The 25,805-nt window shown below is 61.8% G+C and carries 19 protein-coding genes; 10 read left to right on the forward strand and 9 right to left on the reverse strand.

Annotated elements, in window-relative coordinates:
- The first annotated feature begins 165 nt into the window (after positions 1-165).
- Positions 166-3,300, forward strand: a complete 3,135-nt coding sequence (locus KHO53_RS04695; protein WP_213570036.1) for a transglycosylase domain-containing protein — start codon at positions 166-168, stop codon at positions 3,298-3,300.
- Here KHO53_RS04695 and KHO53_RS04700 read toward each other — a convergent pair.
- The gene (locus KHO53_RS04700; protein WP_010221002.1) at positions 3,297-3,797 is read right to left on the reverse strand and encodes a C40 family peptidase; all 501 of its coding nucleotides are present in this window, start codon (positions 3,795-3,797) and stop codon (positions 3,297-3,299) included. The genes KHO53_RS04695 and KHO53_RS04700 overlap by 4 nt on opposite strands.
- 225 nt (positions 3,798-4,022) lie before the next feature.
- Between KHO53_RS04700 and KHO53_RS04705 the strand changes: the two genes are divergently transcribed.
- Positions 4,023-4,595 carry a PadR family transcriptional regulator gene (locus KHO53_RS04705; RefSeq protein WP_213570037.1) on the forward strand — a complete coding sequence of 191 codons (573 nt, stop codon included), beginning with the start codon at positions 4,023-4,025 and terminating at the stop codon, positions 4,593-4,595.
- Entirely contained in the window at positions 4,592-5,362 is a 771-nt protein-coding gene (locus KHO53_RS04710) for a siderophore-interacting protein (protein ID WP_010221000.1), read from the forward strand. Before KHO53_RS04705 ends, KHO53_RS04710 begins: the two co-directional genes overlap by 4 nt.
- A 9-nt stretch (positions 5,363-5,371) precedes the next feature.
- Here KHO53_RS04710 and KHO53_RS04715 read toward each other — a convergent pair whose 3' ends face one another.
- Positions 5,372-6,025, reverse strand: coding sequence for a Pr6Pr family membrane protein (locus KHO53_RS04715; protein WP_010220999.1), 654 nt, complete (start codon positions 6,023-6,025; stop codon positions 5,372-5,374).
- Between the two features lie 4 nt (positions 6,026-6,029).
- A complete protein-coding gene (locus KHO53_RS04720) occupies positions 6,030-6,251 on the reverse strand; it encodes a VF530 family protein (RefSeq protein ID WP_010220998.1) in 222 nt (73 codons plus the stop codon).
- 197 nt (positions 6,252-6,448) lie between these two features.
- On the opposite strand from KHO53_RS04720, the gene KHO53_RS04725 reads away from it, so the two are divergent.
- The 4 genes from KHO53_RS04725 to lon all read left to right on the forward strand — a co-directional run bounded on the left by KHO53_RS04725 (position 6,449) and on the right by lon (position 15,205).
- Positions 6,449-8,509, forward strand: a complete 2,061-nt coding sequence (locus KHO53_RS04725) for a TonB-dependent receptor (protein ID WP_213570038.1) — start codon at positions 6,449-6,451, stop codon at positions 8,507-8,509.
- Positions 8,510-8,848: 339 nt separating this feature from the next.
- Complete coding sequence (locus KHO53_RS04730; RefSeq protein WP_010220996.1) at positions 8,849-10,207, forward strand: carbohydrate porin; 1,359 nt, start codon at positions 8,849-8,851, stop codon at positions 10,205-10,207.
- A gap of 30 nt (positions 10,208-10,237) precedes the next feature.
- Complete coding sequence (locus tag KHO53_RS04735; protein ID WP_010220995.1) at positions 10,238-12,646, forward strand: glucose/quinate/shikimate family membrane-bound PQQ-dependent dehydrogenase; 2,409 nt, start codon at positions 10,238-10,240, stop codon at positions 12,644-12,646.
- A 135-nt stretch (positions 12,647-12,781) separates the two neighbouring features.
- Positions 12,782-15,205 (forward strand): endopeptidase La, encoded by a 2,424-nt coding sequence (gene lon, locus KHO53_RS04740; RefSeq protein ID WP_036996673.1) that lies wholly within the window; start codon positions 12,782-12,784, stop codon positions 15,203-15,205.
- Positions 15,206-15,271: 66 nt separating this feature from the next.
- On the opposite strand, the gene KHO53_RS04745 is transcribed toward lon, so the two are convergent.
- From KHO53_RS04745 to KHO53_RS04755, 3 genes are all read right to left on the reverse strand, one after another.
- Positions 15,272-16,264 carry a hypothetical protein gene (locus KHO53_RS04745; protein WP_213570039.1) on the reverse strand — a complete coding sequence of 331 codons (993 nt, stop codon included), beginning with the start codon at positions 16,262-16,264 and terminating at the stop codon, positions 15,272-15,274.
- Positions 16,265-16,341: 77 nt separating this feature from the next.
- The gene (locus KHO53_RS04750; RefSeq protein WP_213570040.1) at positions 16,342-17,352 is read right to left on the reverse strand and encodes an alpha-xenorhabdolysin family binary toxin subunit B; all 1,011 of its coding nucleotides are present in this window, start codon (positions 17,350-17,352) and stop codon (positions 16,342-16,344) included.
- 12 nt (positions 17,353-17,364) lie between these two features.
- On the reverse strand, positions 17,365-18,528 hold the full coding sequence (locus tag KHO53_RS04755; RefSeq protein WP_010220991.1) for an alpha-xenorhabdolysin family binary toxin subunit A: 1,164 nt from the start codon (positions 18,526-18,528) through the stop codon (positions 17,365-17,367).
- Between the two features lie 121 nt (positions 18,529-18,649).
- Here KHO53_RS04755 and KHO53_RS04760 point away from each other — a divergent pair, with 121 nt between their 5' ends.
- The 3 genes from KHO53_RS04760 (at position 18,650) to cmoB (ending at position 20,830) form a co-directional block, all read left to right on the forward strand.
- Complete coding sequence (locus KHO53_RS04760; protein ID WP_010220990.1) at positions 18,650-19,048, forward strand: protease inhibitor I42 family protein; 399 nt, start codon at positions 18,650-18,652, stop codon at positions 19,046-19,048.
- A gap of 85 nt (positions 19,049-19,133) precedes the next feature.
- Complete coding sequence (gene cmoA, locus KHO53_RS04765; protein WP_010220989.1) at positions 19,134-19,877, forward strand: carboxy-S-adenosyl-L-methionine synthase CmoA; 744 nt, start codon at positions 19,134-19,136, stop codon at positions 19,875-19,877.
- Entirely contained in the window at positions 19,874-20,830 is a 957-nt protein-coding gene (cmoB, locus tag KHO53_RS04770) for a tRNA 5-methoxyuridine(34)/uridine 5-oxyacetic acid(34) synthase CmoB (protein ID WP_036996676.1), read from the forward strand. Before cmoA ends, cmoB begins: the two co-directional genes overlap by 4 nt.
- Before the next feature lie 71 nt (positions 20,831-20,901).
- On the opposite strand, the gene KHO53_RS04775 is transcribed toward cmoB, so the two are convergent.
- From KHO53_RS04775 to KHO53_RS04785, 3 genes are all read right to left on the reverse strand, one after another.
- Positions 20,902-21,108 carry a hypothetical protein gene (locus KHO53_RS04775; RefSeq protein WP_010220987.1) on the reverse strand — a complete coding sequence of 69 codons (207 nt, stop codon included), beginning with the start codon at positions 21,106-21,108 and terminating at the stop codon, positions 20,902-20,904.
- A gap of 98 nt (positions 21,109-21,206) precedes the next feature.
- Positions 21,207-22,535, reverse strand: a complete 1,329-nt coding sequence (locus tag KHO53_RS04780) for an OprD family porin (protein WP_103143303.1) — start codon at positions 22,533-22,535, stop codon at positions 21,207-21,209.
- A gap of 100 nt (positions 22,536-22,635) precedes the next feature.
- Positions 22,636-25,797: a CusA/CzcA family heavy metal efflux RND transporter gene (locus KHO53_RS04785; protein ID WP_213570041.1), complete on the reverse strand. Its 3,162-nt coding sequence runs from the start codon at positions 25,795-25,797 to the stop codon at positions 22,636-22,638.
- Positions 25,798-25,805: the final 8 nt, after the last annotated feature.

Consider the following 25,805-nt stretch of genomic DNA (forward strand, 5'->3'; position numbering starts at 1 on the left):
CGGCTAACATAGCACCAAAACGGGGCAATTCAAGCTCCACCAAAGGCGCATTTCTGACACGGTTTTGGGAAATCCCTGCCATATGACTACAAATTTTTCACCAAACCCGGCCACCGTCTAAGCTTCAGGCAAGCAAGACGAAAATACGTAGCCGAGCTGAAGACTATGGGCGCATTGTGGCAATCGGAAGCAGACAGTACGGAAACTCCCTCTGAACACCTCGATCCTTCGCCATTGCCGAAAAGCCCACGCCAGCGCCGTCTGTGGTGGCGGCTGTTGTGGTTGGTGCTGCTGCTCGCCATGATCGCCCTGGGGTATGCCGCCACCGCCGAAATGCACACCTCGCGCCTGCAATCACGGGAATTCAGCCAATTTGCCGCGACCCTCAGTTATTCCATGCAGCCAGGCCCCAGCGACGCCATCCGCTACCCCGGCGACGGCCCGTTCGACAAGCGCCTGGGCTACAGCTCACTGGGTGAATTCCTACCGCGCCTGCTGAAGCGTGACTACGTGATCAACGAGCAGACGCGCTTTTCGCCTGCGCTTATGGACTATGTTGACCACGGTTTTTTCGTACCGTACGCCGAGAAGATCCAGGCCGGTCTGTCGATCACCGACTGTAAAGGCGATGCGCTGTATCAGTTCCACTATCCGCAATACCTGTACCCGGACTTCGCCTCGATTCCACCCATCATCGTCCACAGCCTGCTGTTCATCGAGAACCGCGACCTGCTTGATCCCAACGACCCGCTGAACAACCCTGCCGTGGATTGGCCGCGCTTTGCCAAGGCGGCCTACACCCAGGTCGCCAAGTACCTGGCCCTGCCCGGCCAGTCGGCGGGCGGCAGCACCCTGGCGACCCAGTTGGAAAAGTACCGGCATTCGCCCGACGGCCTGACGGCCTCGGGGAGCGAGAAGATCCGCCAGATGATTTCCGCCAGCGTGCGCGCTTATCAAGGCGGCCCGCAGACACTGGAAGCACGCCAGCGCATCGTGCGCGATTACCTCAACAGCGTGCCGCTGTCGGCGGTACCCGGGCATGGTGAAGTGCATGGCATGGCCGAAGGCCTGCGGGTCTGGTACGGCGCCGATTTTGCTCAGGTCAACCAGGCTCTGTCGTCCACCGCAAGTGATCCGCAAAGCCTGGCTGCCCGTGGTCTGGCCCTGCGCCAGGTGCTGTCGCTGATGATCGCCCAGCGCCGGCCCTCGCACTTTTTATCCAAGGGCCGTGCCGAGCTGGCGCTGCTGACCGACAGCCATATCCGCGTCCTCTCGGCCAGCAACATCATCGACAAGCCATTGGCCGATGCCGCCCTGGCCAGCAAGACCATTTACCGCAACTGGGTGGCCCAGCCGACCATTCAGCCGATCGTCACCAACAAGGGCATCAGCGTTGCCCGCAGCCGTCTGTCTTCGGCCCTCGGCCGACCGCTGTACGACCTGGACCGTCTCGATCTGTCGGCCACCAGCACCCTGCAATCGGACTTGCAGGGCCAGGTCAGTCAGTACCTGAAAGACCTGGCCGACCCGGCCTTTGCAGAAAAAATGGGCCTGTTCGGCGAACGCCTGTTGACCCCGACCAGTACCACCCAGGTGCGCTACAGCTTCACCCTGCTCGAGCGCACTGCCGACGGCTCAAGGGTGCGGGTGCAGACCGACAGCACCGACCAACCGTTCGACATCAACGAAGGCAGCAAGCTGGAACTGGGCTCGACCGCCAAGCTGCGGGTACTGACCAGCTACCTGGAAATCATCGGCGAACTGCACGACAAGTACGCCAACACCCCGGCTGCGGAGCTTAAGAAAGTCCCGGTGGCCGAATTGGACTTCATCACCCGCTGGGCCATCGACTACCTGATCCAGAACAAGGACCGCGACCTCAGCGCCATGCTCAACGCCGCGCTGGAGCGCAAGTACTCCGCCAGCCCCGGCGAAGCCTTTTTCACCGGCGGTGGCCTGCATGTGTTCAACAACTTTCGCAAGGAAGACAACGGCCGCATTCCGACGCTCAAGGACGCCCTGCGTGAATCGATCAACCTGCCGTTCATTCGTCTGATGCGCGACCTGGTGCGTTACAGCACCTATCAGCAGCCGGGTAATAGCGCCAGCCTGCTCAAGGACGATGCCGAGCCGCGCCGCCAGGAATACCTGGCACGCTTTGCCGACAAGGAAGGCACCGATTACATGCGCAGGTTCTGGAAGAAGTACCAGCGCAAAACGTCCCAACAGCGTCTGGATACCTTCCTCGACAGCCTGCGGGTCACGCCGATCCGCTTGGCCGCGGTGCACCGTTATCTGTTTCCGGAGGCCGACCAGGCCACCTTCAACGCCTTCGTCCAGGCGCACCTGAAAAAAGACCGGATCGAAAACAAGACCCCGGCCACCAAGCAGAACACCGTTACCGAGAAACGTCTGCAAGATCTGTACGAAGCCTACCGGCCCGGCGCTTACGACCTGCCCGACCAGGGCTTTATCGCCAAGGTCCATCCGTTGGATTTGTGGCTGCTCGGCTACCTGCTGCAACACCCCAGCGCCACCTTCCAGCAAGCGGCCGATGCCAGCCACTTCGAGCGCCAGGAAGTCTATGGCTGGCTGTTCAAAAGCCGACACAAGGGTGCGCGCGACAGCCGCATTCGCACCCTGGTGGAGATCGAAGCCTTCCTCGATATCCATCAACGCTGGAAACGCGTCGGCTACCCCTTTGACCACCTGGTGCCATCGCTGGCCACAGCCATCGGCAGCTCCGGCGACCGTCCGGCAGCCCTCGCCGAGTTGATCGGCATCATCCAGAACGATGGCGTGCGCCTGCCGGTGCTGCGCATCGATACCCTGCACTTTGCTGCCGATACCCCTTACGAAACCCGCTTGACCAGCGACCCCGACCTCGGCCAACGGGTGCTCTCGGTAGAAGTCGCCCGGGCTCTGCGCGGCGCCCTCTCGCAAGTGGTGGATGCCGGTACCGCGCGGCGGGTGTCGGGCAGCTTCAAACTGGCCGACGGCACCCCGCTGGTGATGGGCGGCAAGACCGGCACCGGTGACAACCGCATCGAAAGCTTCGGTGCCGGCGGACGGCTGATTGGCTCACGCTCGTTGAACCGCACCGCGACCTTTGTGTTTTTCCTCGGCGAAAACCACTTCGGCACCCTCACCGCCTTCGTGCCCGGCAGAGCGGCGGAATCCTTCCGCTTTACCTCGGCGCTGCCGGTGCAGGTGCTCAAGGGCATGGCGCCGCTCCTGATGCCGTACCTGGAGCCTGGCAGTCACACCCTGTGCAAACCGCCGCGGATGGTGCAGCGCTAGCCACCGTGAAAGCGCTTGGCGGTCATGAAGCTTTTGCTCCAGTAGATGTTGCGCAGCGAATCGATACGGATGTTCTTGCCGGCGCGGGGGGCGTGGATGAAACGCCCTTCGCCGATATACAGGCCAACGTGGCCGATCCGGCCCTGGCCGTTGCGATTGAAGAATACTGCATCACCGCGCTTGAGCTGGCTCTGCCTGATGGTCCGGGCAGCGGACTGGAGCATGGCCGTCGTGGTGCGCGGTATCTTGATATCGGCCTCATGGCGAAACAGGTAGACCAGCAGGCCGCTGCAATCGAACCCGCCCTTTACCGACATGCCGCCCCAGCGATAGGGCACGCCGATCAGTTGGTGTGCACGCTCGACCAGACGATCGAGGTTGGTGTCCAGCTCATGCCGCACACTGTGCTCACGTGCAGTCTGGGTAAGCGAGAAATTGGCCTGGGCAAAAAATGACAGGCCCCAGAGCAGCCCGATGAAAAAAATGGAAGGTGCCACGGTGAAATACTCACGGATGAAGAAAACGTGGCGAATCTTAGGGATGACTTGCGCGCGTGTAGATCAAGGCAATCCGAGAGTTCTGTAAGAAAAACCTTAAGAGTTCCTACGCGTTTTTCCGGTTACCGCCTTTACTTCATGAGAAATATTCCTATTCTCCCGCTTGATTTAAGATATATCTTGAGTAATATCTGAAGATACATCTAACCCAAACGGAGACACCCAATGCGTGACCATCATTCCCATCACCGCGAGCATGGCGAGCGGCACGACGGTTTCGAGCGTCGTCACGGCCGCGAACGTGGCGACCGCGGCCCCCGCGTCTTTGCCCCCGGCGACCTGAAATTGCTGCTGTTGTCGATGCTGGCCGAGCAGCCTTGCCACGGCTATGACCTGATCCGCCAGATCGAAACCCTTTTCGATGGCAGCTACAGCCCCAGCCCCGGGGTGATCTACCCGACCCTTAATTTTCTGGAAGAAGCCGAGCTGATCAGCGGCAAAACCCAAGGCAGCAAGCGTCTTTACGGCATCACTGCAGCGGGCCAGAAATCCCTCGCGGACCAAGCCATTGCCCTGGACGGCGTGCGCATGCGCATTGAAGTCAGCAAACGCTCGTTGCGTGGCCACGATCGCCCGGCAGAAATCCACGAAGCCGTGCACAACCTGCGTCATGCCCTGCAAATGCATAGCGGGCGCTGGAACCCAACGGAAATCGAGCGGGTCCGTACGCTACTGAACGACACCGCCAAAGCCATCGTCGCAGGGCCTATTGCGACCTCAACGGATAAAGCCGAATGACTGTTAGCGAAAACACCACCATTCACCGCGTCAACCACGAGATCAAACACCGTCGCCTGAACGTGCTGCGGGTCACCGAGCTGACCCCGCGCATGCGCCGCATCACCGTCGGCGGGCCGGAGCTGCAAGGCTTTACCAGCGTCGGTAGCGACGATCACGTCAAGTTGATGTTTGCCTGCTCGGAACAAGAGCAGGCTGCGCTCGACAACCTCGATTTCAGCCGCGATGGCGTGCGCCCGACCATGCGCGAATACACGCCACGGCGCATTGATCTGACGAACGGCGAAATGGATATCGACTTTGTCCTGCACGGCGACGGCCCTGCCTCGACCTGGGCGGCCCAGGCGCAGGTCGGCCAGGTACTCAACATCGCCGGGCCTCGTGCATCGATGGTGGTCCCGGACATCTTCGACAGCTACCTGCTGATCGGTGATGAAACCGCCATCCCAGCCATTGCCCGACGCCTGGAAGAGTTGCCGGCCGGGCGCAAGGTACTGGCGCTGATAGAAATCGAAGATGCCCGGGAACAACAACCGCTGCCGAGCGCAGCGCAAGTCGAGGTCATCTGGGTGCAACGCCACCAGCAGGCCTTGCTTGAGGTCATCAAGGGGCTGTCGCTGCCAGGCGGTCAGTTGTACACCTGGGTCGCTCTGGAGAAATCGCTGACGCGCCAGGCCAAGCGTTTGCTGGTCGATGAAAAAGGCGTGAAGGAAGAGCTGATCAAGGCTGTCGCCTACTGGCGCCTCGACCCGCACGACGACGAGTAACAGGCTACCTCAGGGTTGCGTCCTGGCCTTGGCCAGGCGCCCGCCCTGCCAATGATCGAGGCCGAGCAACAGCAGGCTGATGGCGACAAATCCGCCCAGGATCGACAGCGCATTGAGCAGCACCTGCGCGTAACCCAATTCGGCAACATCGATGAACGGGTAGGGATAGACCCCTATCACATGCCCACGCAGCAGCGTGTAGGCAAAATACCCCGCCGGGTACAGCAGCCAGGCCAGCAGATGCCTGAAACGCAGGCTGCCCTTTTCTACACAACACCACCAATAAGCCACGAACAGCAGCGGCATGACGTCGTGCAGCAGCTCGTCCGCCAGCCATTGCCAGCCCTGCGGGTGCCACAGGTGACGCAACAACAGGCTGTAGGCGAGGCCCACGAGAATAATGCTCGCGGCAATCCCGGAACTGATCCAGGGCGCGAGAAAAAAGCGGCGCAGCGGCGAGTCGCGGCCGAATGCCGCGTGACTGAGCACTACGGCGACCAGGGTGTTGCTGAGCACGGTGAAAAAACTGAACAACGTCACCAGGCCGCCCAGCAAGCTGGCCTGCTCTTGCCAGCGCGCCAGCAACAGCAGGTACATCTGGATCGCCAGCGCGCTCCAGCCCAGGCACGCGGCCAGGGCGATGAACAACCTGCGCCGGCTCACCGGCTCAGCGGCCGCGTTGCATTTTCAGGTACAGGCGCTCGACCTTCTCCCGGGCCCAGGGCGTCTTGCGCAAAAAGGTCAGGCTCGACTTGATGCTCGGGTCGCTCTTGAAGCAGCGGATATCGATGCGCTGAGCCAGGCCGTCCCATTGGTAGTGCGCTACCAGCGCGGTAAGGATCTGCTCCAGGGTCACGCCATGCAGCGGGTTCTGATTAGCGGCGGTCATGCCTGTGCTCCAGCCAACGAAAGGTGCGCACCTTAGCCGAGGCACGGCTGCAAGTCTTCAGACTTTTCGCATTCAAGGTGCTGCTTACAGACATTCTAGTGTGGGCAAAGGCTCTAGCCAGCGCATGGGCGTTTTATCTTTAACGGTAATGTTATACTGTATCAATACTATAACACTGCCAAGGACCCCTTCCCTCCATGCGTCACTTACCCCTGCGCCTCTCCCCCCTCGCCGCCGCGCTCTGGCTGGCTTCACCCTTGAGCCAAGCCGTCGAGCTGCAACCTCAGGTGATCACCGCCAACCCGTTGGGTAACAGTGAACTGGCCGCGCCCAGCACCGTGCTCGACGGCGACGACCTGACCCTGCAACAGAAAGGCAGCCTCGGCCAGACCCTGAACAACCAGCCCGGTGTTGCCTCGACCTGGTTCGGCCCCGGCGCCAGCCGCCCGGTGATCCGCGGCCTGGACGGCGACCGGATCCGCATCCTGCGCAACGGCGTCGGCGCTCTGGATGCTTCGTCGCTGTCCTATGACCACGCCGTGCCGCTGGACCCGGCCACCGTTGAACGCATCGAAATCGTCCGCGGCCCGGCGGCCCTGCTCTACGGTGGCAACGCCATTGGCGGGGTAGTCAACAGCTTCGACAACCGCATCCCGACCTCGCCCATCGACGGCATTCACGGTGCCGGTGAGTTGCGCTACGGCGGCGCCGACACCACCCGCAGCAGCGCCGGCAAGCTGGAAGCGGGTGACGGCCGCTTCGCCCTGCACCTGGACGCCAACAGCCGCCAGTTCAATGACCTGCGTATTCCCGGTTACGCCCGCAGCTCGAAAGTGCGCGACGCCGACGAACCGGGCAGCAAGCATCGCCTGGAAAACAGCGACGGTCGCCAGGACGGTGGCGCGCTGGGCGGTTCCTATCATTGGGATCACGGCTACGCCGGCCTTTCCTACAGCCGCTACGACTCCAATTACGGTTCGGTGGCCGAGCCGGGCGTACGCCTGGACATGCAGCAAGATCATTACGGCTTCGCCTCGGAACTGCGCGACCTCGACGGCCCGTTCAGTTCGGTGAAGGTCGACCTCGGCTACACCGACTACCAGCACCGCGAGCTTGAGAGCGGCGAGGTGCACACCACGTTCAAGAACAAGGGCTACGAGGCGCGGGTCGAGGCCCGGCACCAACCGTTGGGGCCGGTCGAAGGGGTGATTGGCGCCCAGGTCAGCCGCAACGAGTTTTCCGCCCTCGGCGAAGAAGCCTTTGTACCGCAGACCGACACCAACAGCCTGGCGCTGTTCATGCTCGAGCAGTGGCAAGCCACCGAACGCCTGAACCTGAGCCTGGGCGGACGCCTGGAACACACCCGGGTCGAACCCGACAGCAAGGGCAGCGAGCGCTTTGCCGAGGCCGATCGCTCGAGCAGCTTCACCGCCGCCAGCCTGTCGTCTGGCGCAGTCTACGAGCTGACCCCGGTCTGGTCCCTGGCCGCAACCTTGGGCTACACCGAGCGCGCACCGACCTTCTATGAGCTGTACGCCAACGGCGCCCACGTCGCCACCGGCACCTACGAGGTCGGCGATCCGAACCTGAGCAAGGAGAAAGCCATCTCCAGCGACCTGGCCTTGCGCTTCGACAATGGCACGCACAAGGGCAGCGTCGGCGTGTTCTACAGTCATTTCCGCAACTACATCGGCCTGCTGGCCAGCGGCAACCTGCGCGAAGGCCATGACCACCACCATGATCACGGCGATGAAGAGCACGATCACGACCATGATCATGACCACGGCGGCGATGTGCCCGAATACCTCTACCACGGGGTTCGCGCGCGCTTCTACGGCATCGAGGCCCAGGACCGCTGGCAATTGGCGCAAAACCGCTACGGCAGCTTTGCTCTGGAACTATCCGGCGACTACACCCGGGCCAAGAACCTCGACACTGGCGAAGACCTGCCGCGCATCGCCCCGCTGCGCCTGAACAGCGGCCTGCTGTGGGAACTGGACCGCTGGCAGGCACGGGTGGATGTGCAACACGCCAGCGCCCAGCACAAAAAACCGGCCAACGAGACCAGCACCGACGGTTACACCACCCTCGGCGCCAGCGTGGGTTACCGCTTCGACATCGGCCAGAGCCAGTGGCTGGCCTTTGTCCGCGGCGAGAACCTCACCGACCAGACCGTGCGCTACTCAAGCTCGATCCTGCGCGACATCGCCCCGGCACCAGGGCGTAGTGTCGAGGTTGGCCTGCGTACCACCTTCTAAGTCAACACCCATCCCGAGGGAGCCGGCCTTGCCGGCGATTGGTCGTATTGGTCGTATTGGTCTGCGCCCAGTCAGCGCCTGATGTGCTGATTGTGCCGGCCTCATCGCCGGCAAAGCCGGCTCCCACAAGGGATCAGTGTCACCTGCCTCAGCCGGACTGTTACCGATCCGGCAACGGTGACTCTTGCTGAATTGACTTTTTTTCTTACAAGTTCAGCTATATCCTCCCCGCCGCAAGCTGAACCGCTTCAGTTTATTTCCCTGCAGCCTTATCGCCGATGATCCTCGGAACTCGGTGGCCTTGCCGTTTTTTCAATAATCAAAAGATAGCGCTATCTCATGCCTCAGAATGATCGTTTCCGCTTTTCCCCCGCCACCCGGACACTGCTTTCGGGTCTGGCCATCGCCAGCCTCGCGCCTTGCGCCCAGGCCGCGGCGATGTTCGCCAGCGACTCGCCATGGATGCTTGGCGACTGGGGCGGCACCCGCACGGAGCTGGCTGAACGCGGCTACGACTTCACCCTCGGTTACACCGGCGAGATGGGCGCCAACCTGCATGGTGGCTACGACGATGACGAAACCGCGCGCTACAGCGGCCAGTTCGCCCTCGGCAGCCACCTGGACCTGCAGAAGATCCTCGGCTGGCACGACGCCGAGTTTCAGTTGACCGTTACCCAGCGCCACGGCGACAACATCAGCAACGACCGCATCAATGACCCACGGGTCGGTGGCTTTACCTCGGCCCAGGAAATCTGGGGCCGTGGCCAGACCTGGCGGCTGACCCAGATGTGGATCAAGCAGAAGTACTTCGACGGCGCGCTGGATGTGAAATTCGGCCGCTTCGGCCAGGGCGAGGACTTCAACAGCTTCCCGTGCGACTTTCAGAACCTGGCGTTCTGCGGCTCCCAGGTGGGCAACTGGGTCGGTGACATCTGGTACAACTGGCCAGTCAGCCAGTGGGCGCTGCGGGTCAAGTACAACCTGACCCCAGAGCTGTACGCGCAAATCGGCGCCTATGAGCAGAACCCCTCCAACCTCGATCGCGGCAACGGTTTCAAGCTCAGCGGCAGCGGTACCCAGGGCGCGGTGATTCCGGTCGAACTGGTCTGGAGCCCGGCGGTTAACGGCCTGAAAGGGGAATATCGCGCCGGTTACTACTACAGTAATGCCAAGGCAAGCGATGTCTACAAGGACAGCAACGAACAACCGGCAGCACTGAGCGGCCAGGCTTATCGCAGCAGTTCGAGCAAGCACGGCTTCTGGCTCGGTGCCCAGCAACAGGTGACGTCGCTGGCATCAGACCACTCGCGAGGGTTGAGCGTATTCGCCAACGCCACGCTGCACGACAAGAAGACCAATGCCATCGACAACTATGTTCAGGCAGGTGTGGTGTACAAGGGGCCCTTCGATGCCCGCGCCAAGGACGACATCGGTTTCGCCCTGGCACGCGTGCACGTCAACCCTGCCTACCGCAAGAACGCCCAGGCCATCAATCAGGCTCGCGGCGTCAGCGACTACAACGATCCCCTGTTCCGTCCGATCCAGGACACCGAGTACAGCGCCGAGCTGTATTACGGCATCCACCTGGCCGACTGGCTGACCGTGCGCCCGAACCTGCAGTACATCCGCCATCCCGGTGGCGTGAGCCAGGTCGATGACGCACTGATCGGCGGGATCAAGATCCAGAGCAGTTTCTAACCTCCCTTTTCACCTAACGGAGAACACACGATGAGCACTGATGGTGCCTTGAGTAGAACCCGCTGGCTGCCGCGACTGATCGGTGTGCTGCTGTTGCTGATGGGCCTGGCCCTGCTGGCTGGCGGTATCAAACTGAGCCAGTTGGGCGGTTCGCTGTATTACCTGATCGCCGGTATCGGCTTCGCCCTGTCCGGCATCCTGCTGCTGGCCCTGCGCCGCAACGCCCTGGGTCTGTATGGCCTGGTGCTGCTGGGCAGCACCCTGTGGGCATTGTGGGAAGTGGGCCTGGACTGGTGGCAACTGGTCCCGCGCCTGGCCCTGTGGTTCGCCCTGGGCGTAGTGTTGCTGCTGCCGTGGGCGCGCCGCCCACTGCTGGGCAACCCGTCCAAGGCCAACATCGGCCTGCTGAGCCTGGCCGTGGCGCTGTCCGGTGCCACGGCGGTGGCCAGCCAGTTCACCCACCCGGGTGAAGTCAAGGGCGAGCTGGGCCGCGAAAGCGCCGAGATGAGCAGCACCGCGCCGCAAATGCCTGATGGCGAGTGGCAGGCCTATGGCCGCACCGAATTCGGCGACCGCTACTCGCCGCTACGCCAGATCACCCCGCAGAACGTGCACAAGCTACAGGAAGCCTGGCGCATCCGCACTGGCGACCTGCCAACCGACAACGACCCGGTCGAGCTGACCAACCAGAACACCCCGCTGAAGGTCAACGGCAAGCTGTATGCCTGCACCGCCCACAGCAAGGTGCTGGCCCTGGACCCGGACACCGGTGCGGAGATCTGGCGTTTCGACCCGCAGATCAAGAGCCCGGTAGGCTTCAAGGGCTTCGCCCACATGACCTGCCGTGGTGTGTCGTATTACGACGAGAACAACTACGTCAATGCCGACGGCAGCCCGGCCCCCAAAATCAGCGACGCCGGCCAGGCCGTTGCCGTCGCCTGCCCGCGCCGCCTTTACCTGCCGACCGCCGACGCCCGCCTGATCGCCCTGAACGCCGACACCGGCAAGGTCTGTGAAGGTTTCGGCAACCAGGGTGTGATCGACCTCACCACCGGCATCGGCCCGTTCACTGCTGGCGGTTACTACTCCACCTCGCCTGCTGCGATCACCCGCGAACTGGTAATCATCGGCGGCCATGTTACCGACAACGAGTCGACCAACGAACCGTCCGGCGTGATCCGCGCCTACGACGTGCACGACGGTCGCCTGGTGTGGAACTGGGACAGCAACAACCCCGACGACACCGCACCGCTGGCACCCGGCAAGACCTACAGCCGCAACTCGGCAAACATGTGGTCGCTGGCCAGTGTCGACGAGAAGCTGGGCATGGTCTTCCTGCCGCTGGGCAACCAGACCCCGGACCAGTGGGGCGCTGACCGCACCCCGGGCGCCGAGAAGTACAGCGCCGGTATCGTCGCCCTGGACCTGGCCAACGGCAAGGTACGCTGGAACTACCAGTTCACCCACCACGACCTGTGGGACATGGACGTCGGCAGCCAGCCAACCCTGCTTGACCTGAAAACCGCCGACGGCGTGAAGCCTGCGCTGATCGCCCCGACCAAGCAGGGCAGCCTGTACGTGCTCGACCGTCGCGACGGTACGCCGATCGTACCGATCCGCGAAATCCCGGTACCACAAGGTGCCGTCGAAGGCGACCGCACCGCGCCAACCCAGGCCCGCTCGGACCTCAACCTGCTCGGCCCGGAGCTGACCGAACAGGCCATGTGGGGCGCCAGCCCGTTCGACCAGATGCTCTGCCGCATCCAGTTCCGCGAACTGCGCTACGAAGGCCAGTACACCCCGCCATCGCTACAGGGCAGCCTGGTCTACCCGGGTAACGTCGGCGTGTTCAACTGGGGCAGCGTCTCGGTCGACCCGGTGCGTCAGTTGCTGTTCACCAGCCCGAACTACATGGCCTTCGTCTCGAAGATGGTGCCGCGCGCCGATGTCGCCGCCGGCAGCAAGCGCGAGAGCGAAACCAGCGGTGTGCAGCCGAACACCGGCGCACCCTACGCGGTGATCATGCACCCGTTCATGTCGCCTCTGGGCGTGCCATGCCAGGCGCCAGCCTGGGGCTACGTGGCCGGCATCGACCTGACCACCAACCAGGTGGTGTGGAAGCACAAAAACGGCACCAGCCGTGACAGCTCGCCGATCCCGATCGGCCTGCCGATTGGCGTGCCAAGCATGGGCGGCTCGATCGTCACCGCTGGCGGCCTGGGCTTCCTCAGCGGCACCCTGGACCAGTACCTGCGTGCCTATGACACCAACACCGGCAAGGAGCTGTGGAAATCGCGCCTGCCGGCCGGTGGCCAGGCCACGCCGATGACCTACACCGGCAAGGACGGCAAGCAGTACGTGCTGGTGACCGCCGGTGGTCACGGCTCGCTGGGCACCAAGATGGGCGATTACGTCATCGCTTACAAATTGGCTGAGTAGACCTTAGCTGCTAGCTGCAAGCTTCAAGCTGCAAGCACCGCGCTCCCCACTTGCGGCTTGTAGCTTGAAGCTTGAAGCTTGAATCTTTCCTCCACCCGCCCCATCTAAGCACCATAGTCATTGAGCAGGTGCGCCATGAGCGATCAGCAGGATCTACCGGAACGTCCCGAGGAAACCGCCGAAGTCGAGCATCTCGAAGCCTCCGAACACAGCGGCCGAAACCTTGCCTTGCCGGGCCAACAGTTGCCGGACAAGGTCTATATCATCCCGATCCACAACCGCCCGTTCTTCCCCGCGCAAGTGTTGCCGGTGATCGTCAATGAAGAACCCTGGGCCGAAACCCTGGATCTGGTAGCCAAGACCCCGCATCACTCCCTGGCCCTGTTCTTCATGGACTCGCCGCCAGAAGACCATCGTCATTTCGACACCTCGGCCCTGCCGCTGTACGGCACCCTGGTCAAGGTTCACCATGCCAGCCGCGAAAACGGCAAGCTGCAGTTCGTCGCCCAGGGCCTGACCCGGGTACGTATCCGCACCTGGCTCAAGCATCATCGCCCGCCGTACCTGGTCGAGGTCGAGTACCCGCATCAACCCAGCGAGCCGACCGACGAGATCAAGGCCTACGGCATGGCCCTGATCAACGCGATCAAGGAGCTGCTGCCGCTCAACCCGCTGTACAGCGAAGAGCTGAAGAACTACCTGAACCGCTTCAGCCCCAACGACCCATCGCCCTTGACCGACTTTGCCGCCGCGCTGACCTCGGCCACCGGCAACCAGTTGCAGGAGGTGCTCGACTGCGTGCCCATGCTCAAGCGCATGGAAAAGGTCCTGCCGATGCTGCGCAAGGAAGTCGAAGTCGCGCACCTGCAGAACGAGATCTCTGCGCAAGTGAATCGGCAGATCGGCGAGCACCAGCGCGAGTTCTTCCTCAAGGAGCAGCTCAAGGTCATCCAGCAGGAGCTGGGCCTGACCAAGGACGACCGCAGCGCCGACCTCGAACAGTTCGAGCAGCGCCTGCAAGGCAAGACCCTGCCCGCCGCCGCGCAAAAGCGCATCGACGAAGAGCTGGGCAAGCTGTCGATCCTCGAAACCGGCTCGCCCGAATACGCCGTCACCCGCAACTACCTGGACTGGGCCACCGCCCTGCCCTGGGGCGTGTACGGCAAGGACAAACTCGACCTCAAGCACGCGCGCAAGGTGCTCGACCAGCATCACGCCGGCCTGGGTGACATCAAGGAACGCATCCTCGAGTTCCTCGCCGTTGGCGCCTACAAGGGCGAGATCAGCGGTTCCATTGTGCTGTTGGTAGGCCCGCCAGGCGTCGGCAAGACCAGCATTGGCAAGTCCATCGCCGAATCCCTGGGCCGGCCGTTCTATCGCTTCAGCGTCGGCGGCATGCGCGACGAGGCCGAGATCAAGGGCCATCGCCGGACCTACATCGGTGCCCAGCCGGGCAAGCTGGTGCAGGCACTGAAGGACGTCGAGGTGATGAACCCGGTGATCATGCTCGACGAGATCGACAAGATGGGCCAGAGCTACCAGGGCGACCCGGCCTCGGCGCTGCTGGAAACCCTCGACCCCGAGCAGAACGTCGACTTCCTCGACCACTACCTGGACCTGCGCCTGGACCTGTCCAAGGTGCTGTTCGTGTGTACCGCCAACACGCTGGACTCAATCCCCGGACCATTGCTCGACCGCATGGAAGTGATTCGCCTGTCCGGCTACATCACTGAAGAAAAGCTGGCCATCGCCAAGCGCCACCTGTGGCCCAAGCAGTTGCAAAAAGCCGGGGTGGCCAAGACCAGCCTGAGCATCAGTGACAGCGCCCTGCGCACGGTGATCGAGGGCTATGCCCGCGAAGCCGGTGTACGCCAGCTGGAAAAACAGCTGGGCAAGCTGGTGCGCAAGGCGGTAGTGCAACTGCTCGAGGACCCCGAGAAAAAGATCAAGATCGCCCCCAAGGACCTCGAAGCCTCACTGGGCATGCCGGTGTTTCGCAGCGAACAGGTGCTCTCCGGCAAGGGTGTGATCACCGGTCTTGCCTGGACCAGCATGGGCGGCGCCACCTTGCCGATCGAAGCGACGCGCATCCACACCCTCAACCGCGGCTTCAAGCTGACCGGTCAGTTGGGTGATGTGATGAAGGAGTCTGCCGAAATCGCCTACAGCTATGTCAGCGCCAACCTCAAGCGATACGGCGGTGATCCAAGCTACTTCAATGAAGCTTTCATACACCTGCACGTGCCCGAAGGCGCCACACCCAAGGACGGCCCCAGCGCCGGGGTGACCATGGCCAGTGCGTTGCTGTCGCTGGCTCGCGACCAGGCGCCGAAGAAAGGCGTGGCCATGACCGGCGAGTTGACCCTGACCGGCAAGGTCCTGCCGATTGGCGGGGTGCGCGAGAAGGTCATTGCCGCGCGGCGGCAGAAGATCTTCGAGCTGATCCTGCCGGAAGCCAACCGGGGAGACTTCGAGGAGTTGCCGGATTACCTCAAGGAAGGCTTGAGCGTGCACTTCGCCAAGCGCTTCAGTGATGTGGCGAAGGTGTTGTTCACCTGAAGGGGTTCTGGAAGACGCGGGCTCTGAGAGCCCGCGTCAACCTGCTCGAGTACGGCTACCTAACGCTCACGGCTGATACCGGGTCAGCGTGCGGTTCATCTGCACCGCGCTTTGTTCAATTGTCTTCCATAGCCCCAGGAACCGCCCGAAGTAGATCGCAAACCGGGCCAGTTGCTGGCCTGAGGTAACGAGCTGCAGCTGATTACTCGACGCATCGATGTAAGCAGTGAGGCTTTGCCAGGCTGAATGAACATGAGACGAAGCCGTCACCACGGCTCTGAGCAGTTGTTCCAGTTTCCGCAGTTTTCCTGAGAGTTCCAGGAAACGTGATTGCAGTATCTGCCCGAGAATCCCCGCGATACCGCCCTGGGTCGCTGGTTTTACCAACTTGGCAATTTCATTGACCTTTCTCGTCGCCGCAGGAATGACCTGTATCCGAGCCTCATCGCGAAACCGAGTGGCCTCGATGCGCACACGCTCGACCTCGCGGGCGTATCCCTTCAATTGCTCCTTGAGTGCATTCACGTACATGGGCAAGGACGACACAATTTGCCGATCGGCCACACTAAGCGCCAGCGCCTCACCGCCCAGCAAAGCATCCCAGGCCTCACGTTGCTTACCCAATGCCTTGGTTTGTGCGCACACATCCAGAATGACCTCCCCTGAACGGTTGATGTTGCTGGCGACAGTGACCAACGTATGGGTCAGCTGCAGGTTTTTCCCATACAACACCTCCCAGCCGTTGGCATGCTGTTTCACCTGGCGAGAGAATGTCAGCATGGCGTTACCATTCAGCTCAGGGTTCGAGGACATCAACGCGCTGAGAATCAATGTCCAAGGGTTCGCCTGCCCTCCACCCATCCACTGATAAATGCCAGCCGGTGAGTTGGGCAATCCCCGTGTATAGGCGACATACTCATTGAGGTCACGCACGTGTGTTGGCGACAAACTCAGGGCACCGGTGTCCTGCCCTGACGCCATGGCGCTCAACAACGCGCCGGGAAGACGTGAAGCTTGTACTTGCCAGTTTTTATCCAGCATTCCATTTGCAGTCATCATTAGCGCTCTCCTGCTCGCCATTCAGCGCGCCACCCGGTTTAACTAACAATGGGTGGCGCACGGAGACACGGCAATGATTAAAATGCTCGACGGAACTGGAAAACTATATGTTGAACATAGGCGAGCAATTGTTTCAGCAACTGATTGAACGCCTGCGCGCCCTCAAAACTGTCCAGTTCTATCCTGCGTAGTTGACTGGCCACTGTCTCCAGTTGCACATGAATCTTCTGCTTTTCAGCCAGCCATTCCAGGCGCTTTGGTTTCAGCACGGAATACTCCACCAGGGCTTGCAGATAGCCCTTCACTTGAGTCGCTCGTTGCTCCTTTTCGCGTTGTTCAGCGATCAGTTCGTTTACTTCCGTGCGCAGCGCCCGACGCTGGTCTTGCAGCCGTGAATACTGCATGCCTTGCTGCACGCCCTCCATCAGTTTGCCCAGCGCCTCCAGTGCCTGCTCGACCGCTACGGCAGCGCCGGCCGTTGTGGCGCCCTGAGCGACCAGCCCCTGAAGCTGTTCAACCGTTGGCAATTTGCCTTGGAACAGCTGCTCGATGCCATTGGCCTCAAACACACCGATGGCTTTTTCCAGCTCGGCAAGGTTTTCGCGTTTACCGTTGAGCGTATCGGTTAGCGCCTGTAGCCTGCTGGCCAGGCGCTCCTGAGTCTCCAGGTAACTGGCCTGGTCGCGGCTCGTATCATAAACCGGCAGGCTGGCGATGGACTTTGTAGCGGTCATCACCCCAGAGACCACGACATCCAGTTCTGCAGCGATCTTATTTTTTGAGATCTGCAGTTCCTCCAGGAAGAACTCCTCTTCTTCAGGGTCTCCCGAGGCCTCTCGAAAATCGTCAATCAGCTCATCAAGCTGGTATGACTTTATGGTGACCGCCAGCACTTCCGAATTTTTAGCCAAGCCATCAACGTACCGTTGCATCCCTTTGTAGTGCCGTTCAACTGATTCATGCAGCAATGGCAGAAAGCCAAATCTACGTTGCTCCCAAAACGCCGAGTATGCCGACACGACCGAGAGAATCTTGTCCATATTCGGGACATTAAGCGAAGCACTCAAAGCGACAACATTATCATTCATTACGTTATATCCTTATTTGGCGGCTGCGGCGTCATCAAAGACACGATTCATATGCTGGGCAAACTTCTCAATGTCTTTCCATTGCCCAATGAAGCGTTTGAAAAATATCGCAAACTTGAACAACTCCTGATTGGATTCGATACGCTGGAGGTGCTCAATCGATGTATCGATGTACACCCCGATCAACTGCCAGGCCGATTGCAGGTGAGAGGCGGCTGTCACCACATCCCTGAGTCGAGTATCCAGCTGTCCCATTTGAGTGCCGAGGTCTTCCACCAGCCCTTCCAGGTGAACGGCCGCCTTGAGTTTCTGGCTGAGTTCACCGCGCTGGCCCTGCAGCTTGTTACGTTCCTTGCGGACTTTCGCCGCCTTGCTGCCATAGATGCCGCCGGTTATAGCCGCGCCCAGCGGCCCCGCAGCCAGGCCACTCAGCGCGGCTTTGACATACTGGTCATACTCGGCTTCAAGTTTTTTGATTTCATTGTCCAGCTCGGCGAGATCTTCACGCAGCTGCTGTACTGCCCCGCTCGCCTTCTGACGTTTGATCGCCTGGGTTTTTACCGCGACCAAGGGGATCAGCTGTTCACGCGCGGTATCGCGAAACTGTTCAGTCTCTTCCCGGACAGCGCCCACACGCCGAGAAAACAGGTCCACGTCTTCGCGCAGTATCTCCATGTAGTCCACCAGGTCGAGAACCCTGTGGCGGTCTTCTGTCCCCAGGCTGATCGCCTTGTCGAACTTGATGGTTTCCCACGCGTCCCTGCGCTTGCCCAGCGCACGGCTGTTTTCGAGAATGACCAATATCTCGTCGCCAGTGGTATTGATGCCATTGGCACTGGCCGCCAACTCGAAGCCAAGCTTCTTGCTATTGTCGGCAAGTACTGTCCAACGGCGTCCGTGTTTCTGTAACTGCTTGTGCATCGCCTCCATCTTGTCCGGCATCAGGTCCGGCTCTTTGATGGTGGAATAGCCCAACCAGCGAATCACTGCATCCTTGGTAACAGGAAGCTGGAAGGTATAGTTGGCATACTGGTTAAGGGTGACAATATGCTCTCGTGTCAGCGTCAACCCACCCTCGTCGGGGCCATCGCGTTCCGCCATTGCCTGAATGAGATTGCCAGGCAGGTGCTCAGCCTCAGTCTGCAATGTGTCAAAATTGATCTGTGTACTGCTCATGACCACGTCCCTGTTAAAACGCCGACTCGGCGGGGACCTTCAAACTAATCCCGCTGTGAAGTGCCCTGCAGAGGGCAGGCTTTCCTGAAAGCCAATACCAACCTGACGGACAGAATTGTCGATGAACACCAAATGCAAGCTGTTGGTCCTTGGCCTGTCACTCCTGGCAGCCTGTTCACAAACACCAGGCCGGCACGAGAATGTGGTGCTGGAAAAGGCCAGCCAGTGCCCTGTACATCTGCAGTTGGGCCAGACCCTGACCCTGACCCTGCCCAGCAACCCCAGTACCGGCTATCGCTGGCTGCTACAGAACCCGGCCGCGGGCATCCTGCGTAGCCTTGGCCCCGAGGTCTACAGCCACCCGGAAGATGCCGGCATCGTCGGTAGCGCCGGGCAATCGCTGTGGCGTTTCCAGGCCCAGGCCGCCGGTGAAAGCCATCTGCTGTTGGTCTACCAGCAACCCTGGGCCCCGGAAGTGCGCCCGGTGCAGACCTTCGATTGCGCAATCACGGTCAAGTAGGCCGCGCTGGTCAGCGGGCCATGCATCCTGCGGCCAGTTTGGCTAAAATGCCGGCCCTTTACCGCCCAACGCCTGGATTGCCCCCGTGAGCAAAGAACCCGACCGCCTATTCGCCCAGCCCCTTGGCCAGGTGCCCGACTTCGCCTTCAACGAAGACGTGGTGCGGGTGTTCCCGGACATGATCAAGCGTTCGGTGCCCGGTTACCCGACCATTGTCGAGAACCTCGGCGTGCTCGCCGCCCAGTTCGCCCAGCCCAACACTGCCCTGTACGACCTGGGCAGCTCGCTCGGTGCCGTGACCCAGGCCCTGCGCCGGCATGTGCGTAGCGAGGGTTGCCGGGTGATTGCCATCGACAACTCGGCGGCCATGGTCGAGCGCTGCCGGCAGTACCTCAATGCCCAGGACTCGATGTTCCAGGAGCTGTTGCCGGTCGAGGTGATCGAAGGCGACATCCTTGCCCTTGAGTTCCAGCCGGCCTCGGTGGTGGCGATGAACTTCACCCTGCAGTTCATTGCCCCCGAACAACGCCTGGAACTGCTCACGCGTATTCGCCAGGCGCTGCTGCCGGGCGGTGCGCTGATCCTTTCGGAGAAGCTGCGCTTTGAAGATGCCGATGAACACGCGCTGCTCACCGACCTGCACGTGGCCTTCAAGCGCGCCAATGGCTACAGCGAACTGGAAATTGCCCAGAAGCGCAGCGCCATCGAGAACGTGATGAAACCCGACAGCCTTGAAGAGCACCGCGAACGCCTGCTGGCGGCCGGTTTCTCCAAGGTCGTGCCCTGGTTCCAATGCCTAAACTTTGCCTCGTTGATTGCCCTGCCATGATTGATCTGTCCCCCCTGGTCCGCCGCTTGGCGGGCACCCCCCTGGCGCAATGGGCGCAAGGCCTGCAAGCGCAACTCGACGCCAAGATGGAAAAAGGTCATGGCGACCTGGAACGCTGGCAGGCTGCGCTCGACGCCCTGCCGGCACTGGTGCCTACGCACATCGACCTGCAAAACGGCCTCAATCTGGATTGCGACTGCGATGACGACACCCGAGCGCGCATGCAGCAGGCCCTGATGGGCCTGTCACCGTGGCGCAAGGGGCCGTTCGACCTGTTCGGCGTGCACGTCGACACCGAATGGCGCTCGGACTGGAAGTGGTCGCGGGTCGCCCCGCACCTGGACCTCAAGGGCAAGCGGGTGCTGGATGTCGGTTGCGGCAACGGCTACTACCAGTGGCGCATGCTCGGCGCCGGGGCCGACAGCGTCATCGGTGTCGACCCCAACTGGCTGTTCTTCTGCCAGTTCCAGGCCGTGCAGCGCTACCTGCCGGAGCTACCGGCCTGGCACCTGCCGTTTGCCCTCGAAGACCTGCCGGCCAACCTCGAAGGCTTCGACACGGTGTTCTCCATGGGCGTGTTCTACCATCGCCGCTCGCCCATCGAGCACCTGCTGGCGCTCAAGGACTGCCTGGTCAAGGGCGGCGAACTGGTGCTGGAAACCCTGGTGATCGAAGGCGATGAAAATCAGGTGCTGGTGCCGGAAGATCGCTACGCACAAATGCGCAACGTCTGGTTCCTGCCGTCGGTGCCAGCCCTGGAACGCTGGTTGCGCCGCGCCGGGTTCAGCGATGTGCGTTGCGTCGATGTCAGCACCACCAGCGTCGAAGAGCAGCGCAGCACCGAGTGGATGCGCTACCAGTCGCTCAGCGACTTCCTCGACCCCAACGACCATAGCCGCACCCTCGAAGGCCTGCCGGCACCACGGCGCGCGGTGCTGGTGGCACGCAAATAAAACAGGCGCCCAAATGGGCGCCAAAAATTCACCTTTTCCAAAGGAGCGGGGAGCTTCCAAGGTGAATGGAGCTACTCCTTGGCGACCTGCTTGGTCGCCGTGTCACGCTTTTGCGAGTCGGACGCGGCCAGCGCCTGGTCCTTCTTGCCGTGAATCTGTTCCTGGCTGAGGCGGAAGTTTTCCCAGAATTGCTTCGACCGCTCCGCTCCGCCTTCAGCCAGCGCCGCGCTGCTGCCCAGGGCCAATACAGCCATCAGCACATACTTGTTCAGGCTCATGTTGCTCACCTCGTGATTGAATTTCAGGACAGTTCAATCTTACGCAGGGCAAGCTAACGCCAAGGTGAGCCGCACATTACAGTGCTGCAAGATTCGCCCTACAGCAGGGTCAGCGGATACTCGACAATCAGGCGTACTTCATCGAGGTCCGATTCGAAGGCCGAGGCCCGGGTCGTGGCCTGACGCACACGCAGCGACAAGTCCTTGAGACTGCCGGACTGCACCACGTACTTCGCTTCGATATCGCGCTCCCAACGCTTCTGCCCGGTCAGCGGATTACCCTCGGCATCGCGGCGCATGTACACGCCATTGGCATCGGAGTAATCGATGCCGCTGCCACGTCCGTAACGGCTCATGAACGACAGGCCCGGTACGCCATAGGCGGCCATGTCGAGGTCATAGCGCAACATCCACGAGCGCTCTTTCGGCGAGTTGAAGTCGCTGTACTGGATCGAGTTGTCGAGGTAAATCGAGTCGGACTGGCGCAGGTAATCGAAATCGTTGTCGCCCTGGTTGCGCTGGTGCGACAGGGCCAGGGTATGGGCGCCATAGCTCACGCCGACGCGGGCACTCCAGATATCGTTGTCGAATTTGCCCAGCAGTTGCTGGCCTTCATCCTTGGCCTTGTAGTAGTTGAAACTGGTGAAACCGGTCAGCTCGTCGGTGATCGGGTACTTGTAGCTGATACCGGCGTAGTACTGATCCCAGGCGTCCTTCAAACGGCTGCTGTAGAGGCTCAGGCTGAGGTTGTCGCTGGCCTGGTAATCGCCACCGAAGTAGCCCAGCCAGGGCGAATCGACGGGGCCGGCGTAAAAGGTCACGAAGCCGTCGCGGTTGTTGCTCGACAGCGGCTGGCTCATGGCGTGCAAGCGCCCGCCCTGCACTTTCAGGCCCGCCAGGCTGGTGTTCTCCAGGGTCCAGCCGGTGAAGCTTTCCGGCAACAGGCGCGAGTCGCCGAAATGCACCACCGGCGTGGTCGGGAACACGTCACCAAACTTGAGCTCGGTGTCGAACAAGCGCGCCTTGATCGCACCGCCCAGCTTGCTGAAGTTGCTGGCGGTATCGCCATTGCGGTCCACCGGCAACATGTCGAACGAACTGCGCCCGCCGCTGCGGCCATCGCCGCTGTCGAGCTTGAGCGCGAGCATGGCGTGGGCATCCAGGCCAAAACCGACCGTGCCCTCGGTATAGCCCGACTCGAAGCGGGCGATAAAGGCCTGGGCCCAGGCTTCGGCGTAGCCCGCCTTGCCGGTGGGCGACTGTTCGCCTTTACGGTAGTCGCGGTTGAAATAGAAGTTACGGCTGAGCACCGTCAGGCTGCTGTCTTCGATAAAGCCCCCGCCCTCGGGCTGGCTGACGGCACTGGCGGTCGCACAACTGGCCAGGGCCAGGGCGCCGGTCAAACAGGCTGTGGATTTGTTCCCCATCTTCAACTCCTGATTTTTCGCAGAAATACGCAAGGCGCCCGCAATGCGGGCGCCATGGGTATCCTGACAAGGGCTGAATAACCCGAAGATGAGCGGCGAATTACAGTTTCGTCACCTCAGATACGACCTCCTCCTCGTCTTTGCGGTGAGCCCAGTAATACAGCGCGGGCAGTACCAGCAGGGTCAACGCCGTTGATGAAAGGATGCCGCCAATCACCACGGTGGCCAGCGGCCGCTGCACTTCGGCGCCGGTGCCGGTGGCCAGGGCCATGGGGATAAAGCCAAGGGAGGCCACCAACGCGGTCATCAACACCGGCCGCAAGCGCGTCAGTGCACCTTCGTCGATGGCCTGATGCAGCGAACGCCCCTGCTCGCGCAGGCCGCGGATAAAGGCAATCATCACCAGGCCGTTGAGCACCGCGACCCCGGACAAGGCAATAAACCCCACGCCTGCCGAGATCGACAGGGGGATATCCCGCAGCCACAGGGCAACCACCCCGCCAGTCAGGGCGAAAGGAATACCGGTGAACACCAGCAACCCGTCCTTGAGGTTGTTGAACATCATGAACAGCAGACCAAAGACCAGCAGCAAGGCCACCGGCACCACCACCTGCAGACGCTGCGCCGCCGACTGCAACTGCTCGAACTGCCCGCCCCAGCGGGTCCAGTAACCGGCCGGGATGCTCACCTGGCTATCGATGCGCGCCGCCGCCTCGTCGACGAACGAACCGATATCGCGGCCGCGCACGTTGGCGCTGACCACCACCAGGCGCTTGCCGTCCTCACGGCTGACCTGGTTGGGCCCCTGCACCAGCTCAAGGCTGGCGACATCGGCGAGGGTAATAAAGCCGATCTGGCCGCCGCTGCCCGTGCTGGCCGGTACCGGAACCAGCAGTTGCGACAAACCGTCGATGTCGGTCCGAAGGTTATCGGACAAGCGCACGACCATGTCGAAACGCCGATCGCCTTCATACAGGGTTCCAGCCTGGCGCCCCCCCACGGCCACGGCAATGGTGTCCTGCACGTCGCCTACGTTGAGGCCATAACGCGCCGCCTTGTCCCGGTCGACATCGATGGTCAGCACTGGCAGGCCGGAGGTCTGCTCGACCTTCACTTCCGACGCCCCCGGCACCGCCTGCAAGGTACTGGCGATCTTCGCCGCGGTGCTATTGAGCACTGCCATGTCATCGCCGAACACCTTCACCGCGACATCACTGCGCACCCCGGAGATCAGCTCGTTGAAGCGCAACTGGATCGGCTGCGACAGCTCATAGTTGCTGCCCGGCACCCGCGCGCTGGCGCGCTGGATATCGGCGATCAGTTGCTCGCGGCTCTTGCTCGGGTCGGGCCATTGATCCTTAGGTTTGAGCATCACATAGCTGTCGGAAATGTTTGGCGGCATCGGGTCCGAGGCGATCTCGGCCGTACCGGTGCGGGCAAACACCCGTTCTACCTCCGGCACCTGGCTGAGCACGCTCTGCTCCAGGCGCTGCTGCAACTGCACCGACTGGCTCAGGCTGGTGCCGGGTACGCGCAGGGCCTGCAGGGCAAAGTCGCCCTCACTCAGGCTCGGCACGAACTCGCTGCCCATGCGGCTGGCCAGCATGCCCGAAAGCAGCACAGTCATAGCGGCGAGGGCAAAGGCCAGCGGCCGATGGCCCATGACCCATTTGAGCAGCGGCGCATAACCACGCTTGGCGCTGCGCATCAGCAGGTTTTCATCTTCCTTGACCTTGCCGGTCACAAACAACGCGATGGCCGCGGGCACGAAGGTCACCGACAGCAGCATGGCGCCGAGCAAGGCGATCACCACGGTAAATGCCATCGGGTGGAACATCTTGCCCTCGACCCCGCTCAGGGCAAAGATCGGCAGGTACACCACCATGATGATCAACTGGCCGAAAATCAGCGGCCGGCGCGCTTCGCGGGCGGCATTGAACACCTCGTGCAGGCGCTCGGAGCGGGTCAGCAGGCGGCCGTGATGTTGCTGGGCATGGGCCAGGCGGCGAATGGCATTTTCGACGATCACCACCGCGCCATCGACGATGATGCCGAAGTCCAATGCGCCCAGGCTCATCAGGTTGGCACTGACCTTGTTGCTGAACATGCCGGTGAAGGTGAACAGCATCGACAGCGGAATGACCATGGCGGTGATCAGCGCCGCGCGGATGTTGCCAAGGAACAGGAACAGAATGACGATGACCAGGATCGCCCCTTCGATCAGGTTCTTCTTCACCGTGGCAATGGCCTTGTCGACCAGGTTGGTGCGGTCGTAAACAGTGACCGCACTCACCCCTTCAGGCAGCGAGCGGTTGATCTCCACCAGCTTTTGCGCCACCGCCCGGGATACCGTGCGGCTGTTCTCGCCGATCAGCATAAACACCGTGCCGAGCACCACTTCGCGGCCGTTCTCGGTCGCCGCGCCGCTGCGCAGTTCACGGCCGATACCGACCTCGGCGACATTGCGCACGCGGATCGGCGTGCCGTCGACGTTGGCCAGGACGATATTGGCAATGTCATCGATGCCGGCCAGTTGCCCCGGGGCGCGAATCAGCAACTGCTCGCCACGGCGCTCGATGTAACCGGCACCGACGTTGGCGTTGTTGCGCTCAAGGGCGGTGAGCAGATCGCTCAGGGTCAGCTTGTAGGACGCCAGCCGTTTGGGGTCCGGGGCAATCTGGTATTCCTTGGCGAAACCACCGATGGTGTTGATCTCCGCCACCCCGCGCACATTGCGCAGTTGCGGCTTGATGATCCAGTCCTGGATCTCGCGCAGGTCGGTCGGCGTGTAGGGGCTGCCATCGGCCTTGCGCGCATCGTCGGCGGCTTCGACCGTCCACAGGAAGATCTCGCCAAGGCCGGTGGAGATTGGCCCCATGGCCGCTTCAACGCCTTCAGGCAGTTGCTCGCGAGCCTGCTGCAGGCGCTCGTTGACCAGTTGCCGGGCGAAGAACAGGTCGGTGCCTTCCTCGAAGATCACCGTCACCTGCGACAGCCCCGAGCGCGACAGCGAACGGGTCTGCTCCAGCCCCGGCAACCCGGCCATGGCGGTTTCGATGGCGAAGGTGATGCGTTGCTCGGTCTCCAGCGGCGAAAAGCCTGCGGCCTGGGTGTTGATCTGCACCTGGACGTTGGTGATGTCCGGCACGGCATCGATCGGCAGCTTCTGGTAGCTGGCAACCCCCAGCCCGGCCATCAGCAGCACCGCCAGCAGCACCATCAGGCGCTGCTCGATGGCAAATTGTATGAGGCGTTCGAACATGTGAGGTT

Source organism: Pseudomonas sp. RC2C2 (genome assembly GCF_018390435.1).
GTDB classification, from domain to species: Bacteria; Pseudomonadota; Gammaproteobacteria; order Pseudomonadales; family Pseudomonadaceae; genus Aquipseudomonas; species Aquipseudomonas donghuensis.

Excerpts from the sequence above, each read along its gene's own strand:
- KHO53_RS04780 (WP_103143303.1), bottom strand. The coding sequence starts at position 22,535 with ATGGGGAACAAATCCACAGCCTGTTTGACCGGCGCCCTGGCCCTGGCC.
- KHO53_RS04735 (WP_010220995.1), top strand. The coding sequence starts at position 10,238 with ATGAGCACTGATGGTGCCTTGAGTAGAACCCGCTGGCTGCCGCGACTG.
- lon (WP_036996673.1), top strand. The coding sequence starts at position 12,782 with ATGAGCGATCAGCAGGATCTACCGGAACGTCCCGAGGAAACCGCCGAA.
- KHO53_RS04755 (WP_010220991.1), bottom strand. The coding sequence starts at position 18,528 with ATGAGCAGTACACAGATCAATTTTGACACATTGCAGACTGAGGCTGAG.
- KHO53_RS04710 (WP_010221000.1), top strand. The coding sequence starts at position 4,592 with ATGACTGTTAGCGAAAACACCACCATTCACCGCGTCAACCACGAGATC.
- KHO53_RS04720 (WP_010220998.1), bottom strand. The coding sequence starts at position 6,251 with ATGACCGCCGCTAATCAGAACCCGCTGCATGGCGTGACCCTGGAGCAG.
- cmoB (WP_036996676.1), top strand. The coding sequence starts at position 19,874 with ATGATTGATCTGTCCCCCCTGGTCCGCCGCTTGGCGGGCACCCCCCTG.
- KHO53_RS04750 (WP_213570040.1), bottom strand. The coding sequence starts at position 17,352 with ATGAATGATAATGTTGTCGCTTTGAGTGCTTCGCTTAATGTCCCGAAT.
- KHO53_RS04775 (WP_010220987.1), bottom strand. The coding sequence starts at position 21,108 with ATGAGCCTGAACAAGTATGTGCTGATGGCTGTATTGGCCCTGGGCAGC.
- KHO53_RS04745 (WP_213570039.1), bottom strand. The coding sequence starts at position 16,264 with ATGATGACTGCAAATGGAATGCTGGATAAAAACTGGCAAGTACAAGCT.
- KHO53_RS04695 (WP_213570036.1), top strand. The coding sequence starts at position 166 with ATGGGCGCATTGTGGCAATCGGAAGCAGACAGTACGGAAACTCCCTCT.
- KHO53_RS04705 (WP_213570037.1), top strand. The coding sequence starts at position 4,023 with ATGCGTGACCATCATTCCCATCACCGCGAGCATGGCGAGCGGCACGAC.
- KHO53_RS04760 (WP_010220990.1), top strand. The coding sequence starts at position 18,650 with ATGAACACCAAATGCAAGCTGTTGGTCCTTGGCCTGTCACTCCTGGCA.
- KHO53_RS04785 (WP_213570041.1), bottom strand. The coding sequence starts at position 25,797 with ATGTTCGAACGCCTCATACAATTTGCCATCGAGCAGCGCCTGATGGTG.
- KHO53_RS04730 (WP_010220996.1), top strand. The coding sequence starts at position 8,849 with ATGCCTCAGAATGATCGTTTCCGCTTTTCCCCCGCCACCCGGACACTG.
- KHO53_RS04725 (WP_213570038.1), top strand. The coding sequence starts at position 6,449 with ATGCGTCACTTACCCCTGCGCCTCTCCCCCCTCGCCGCCGCGCTCTGG.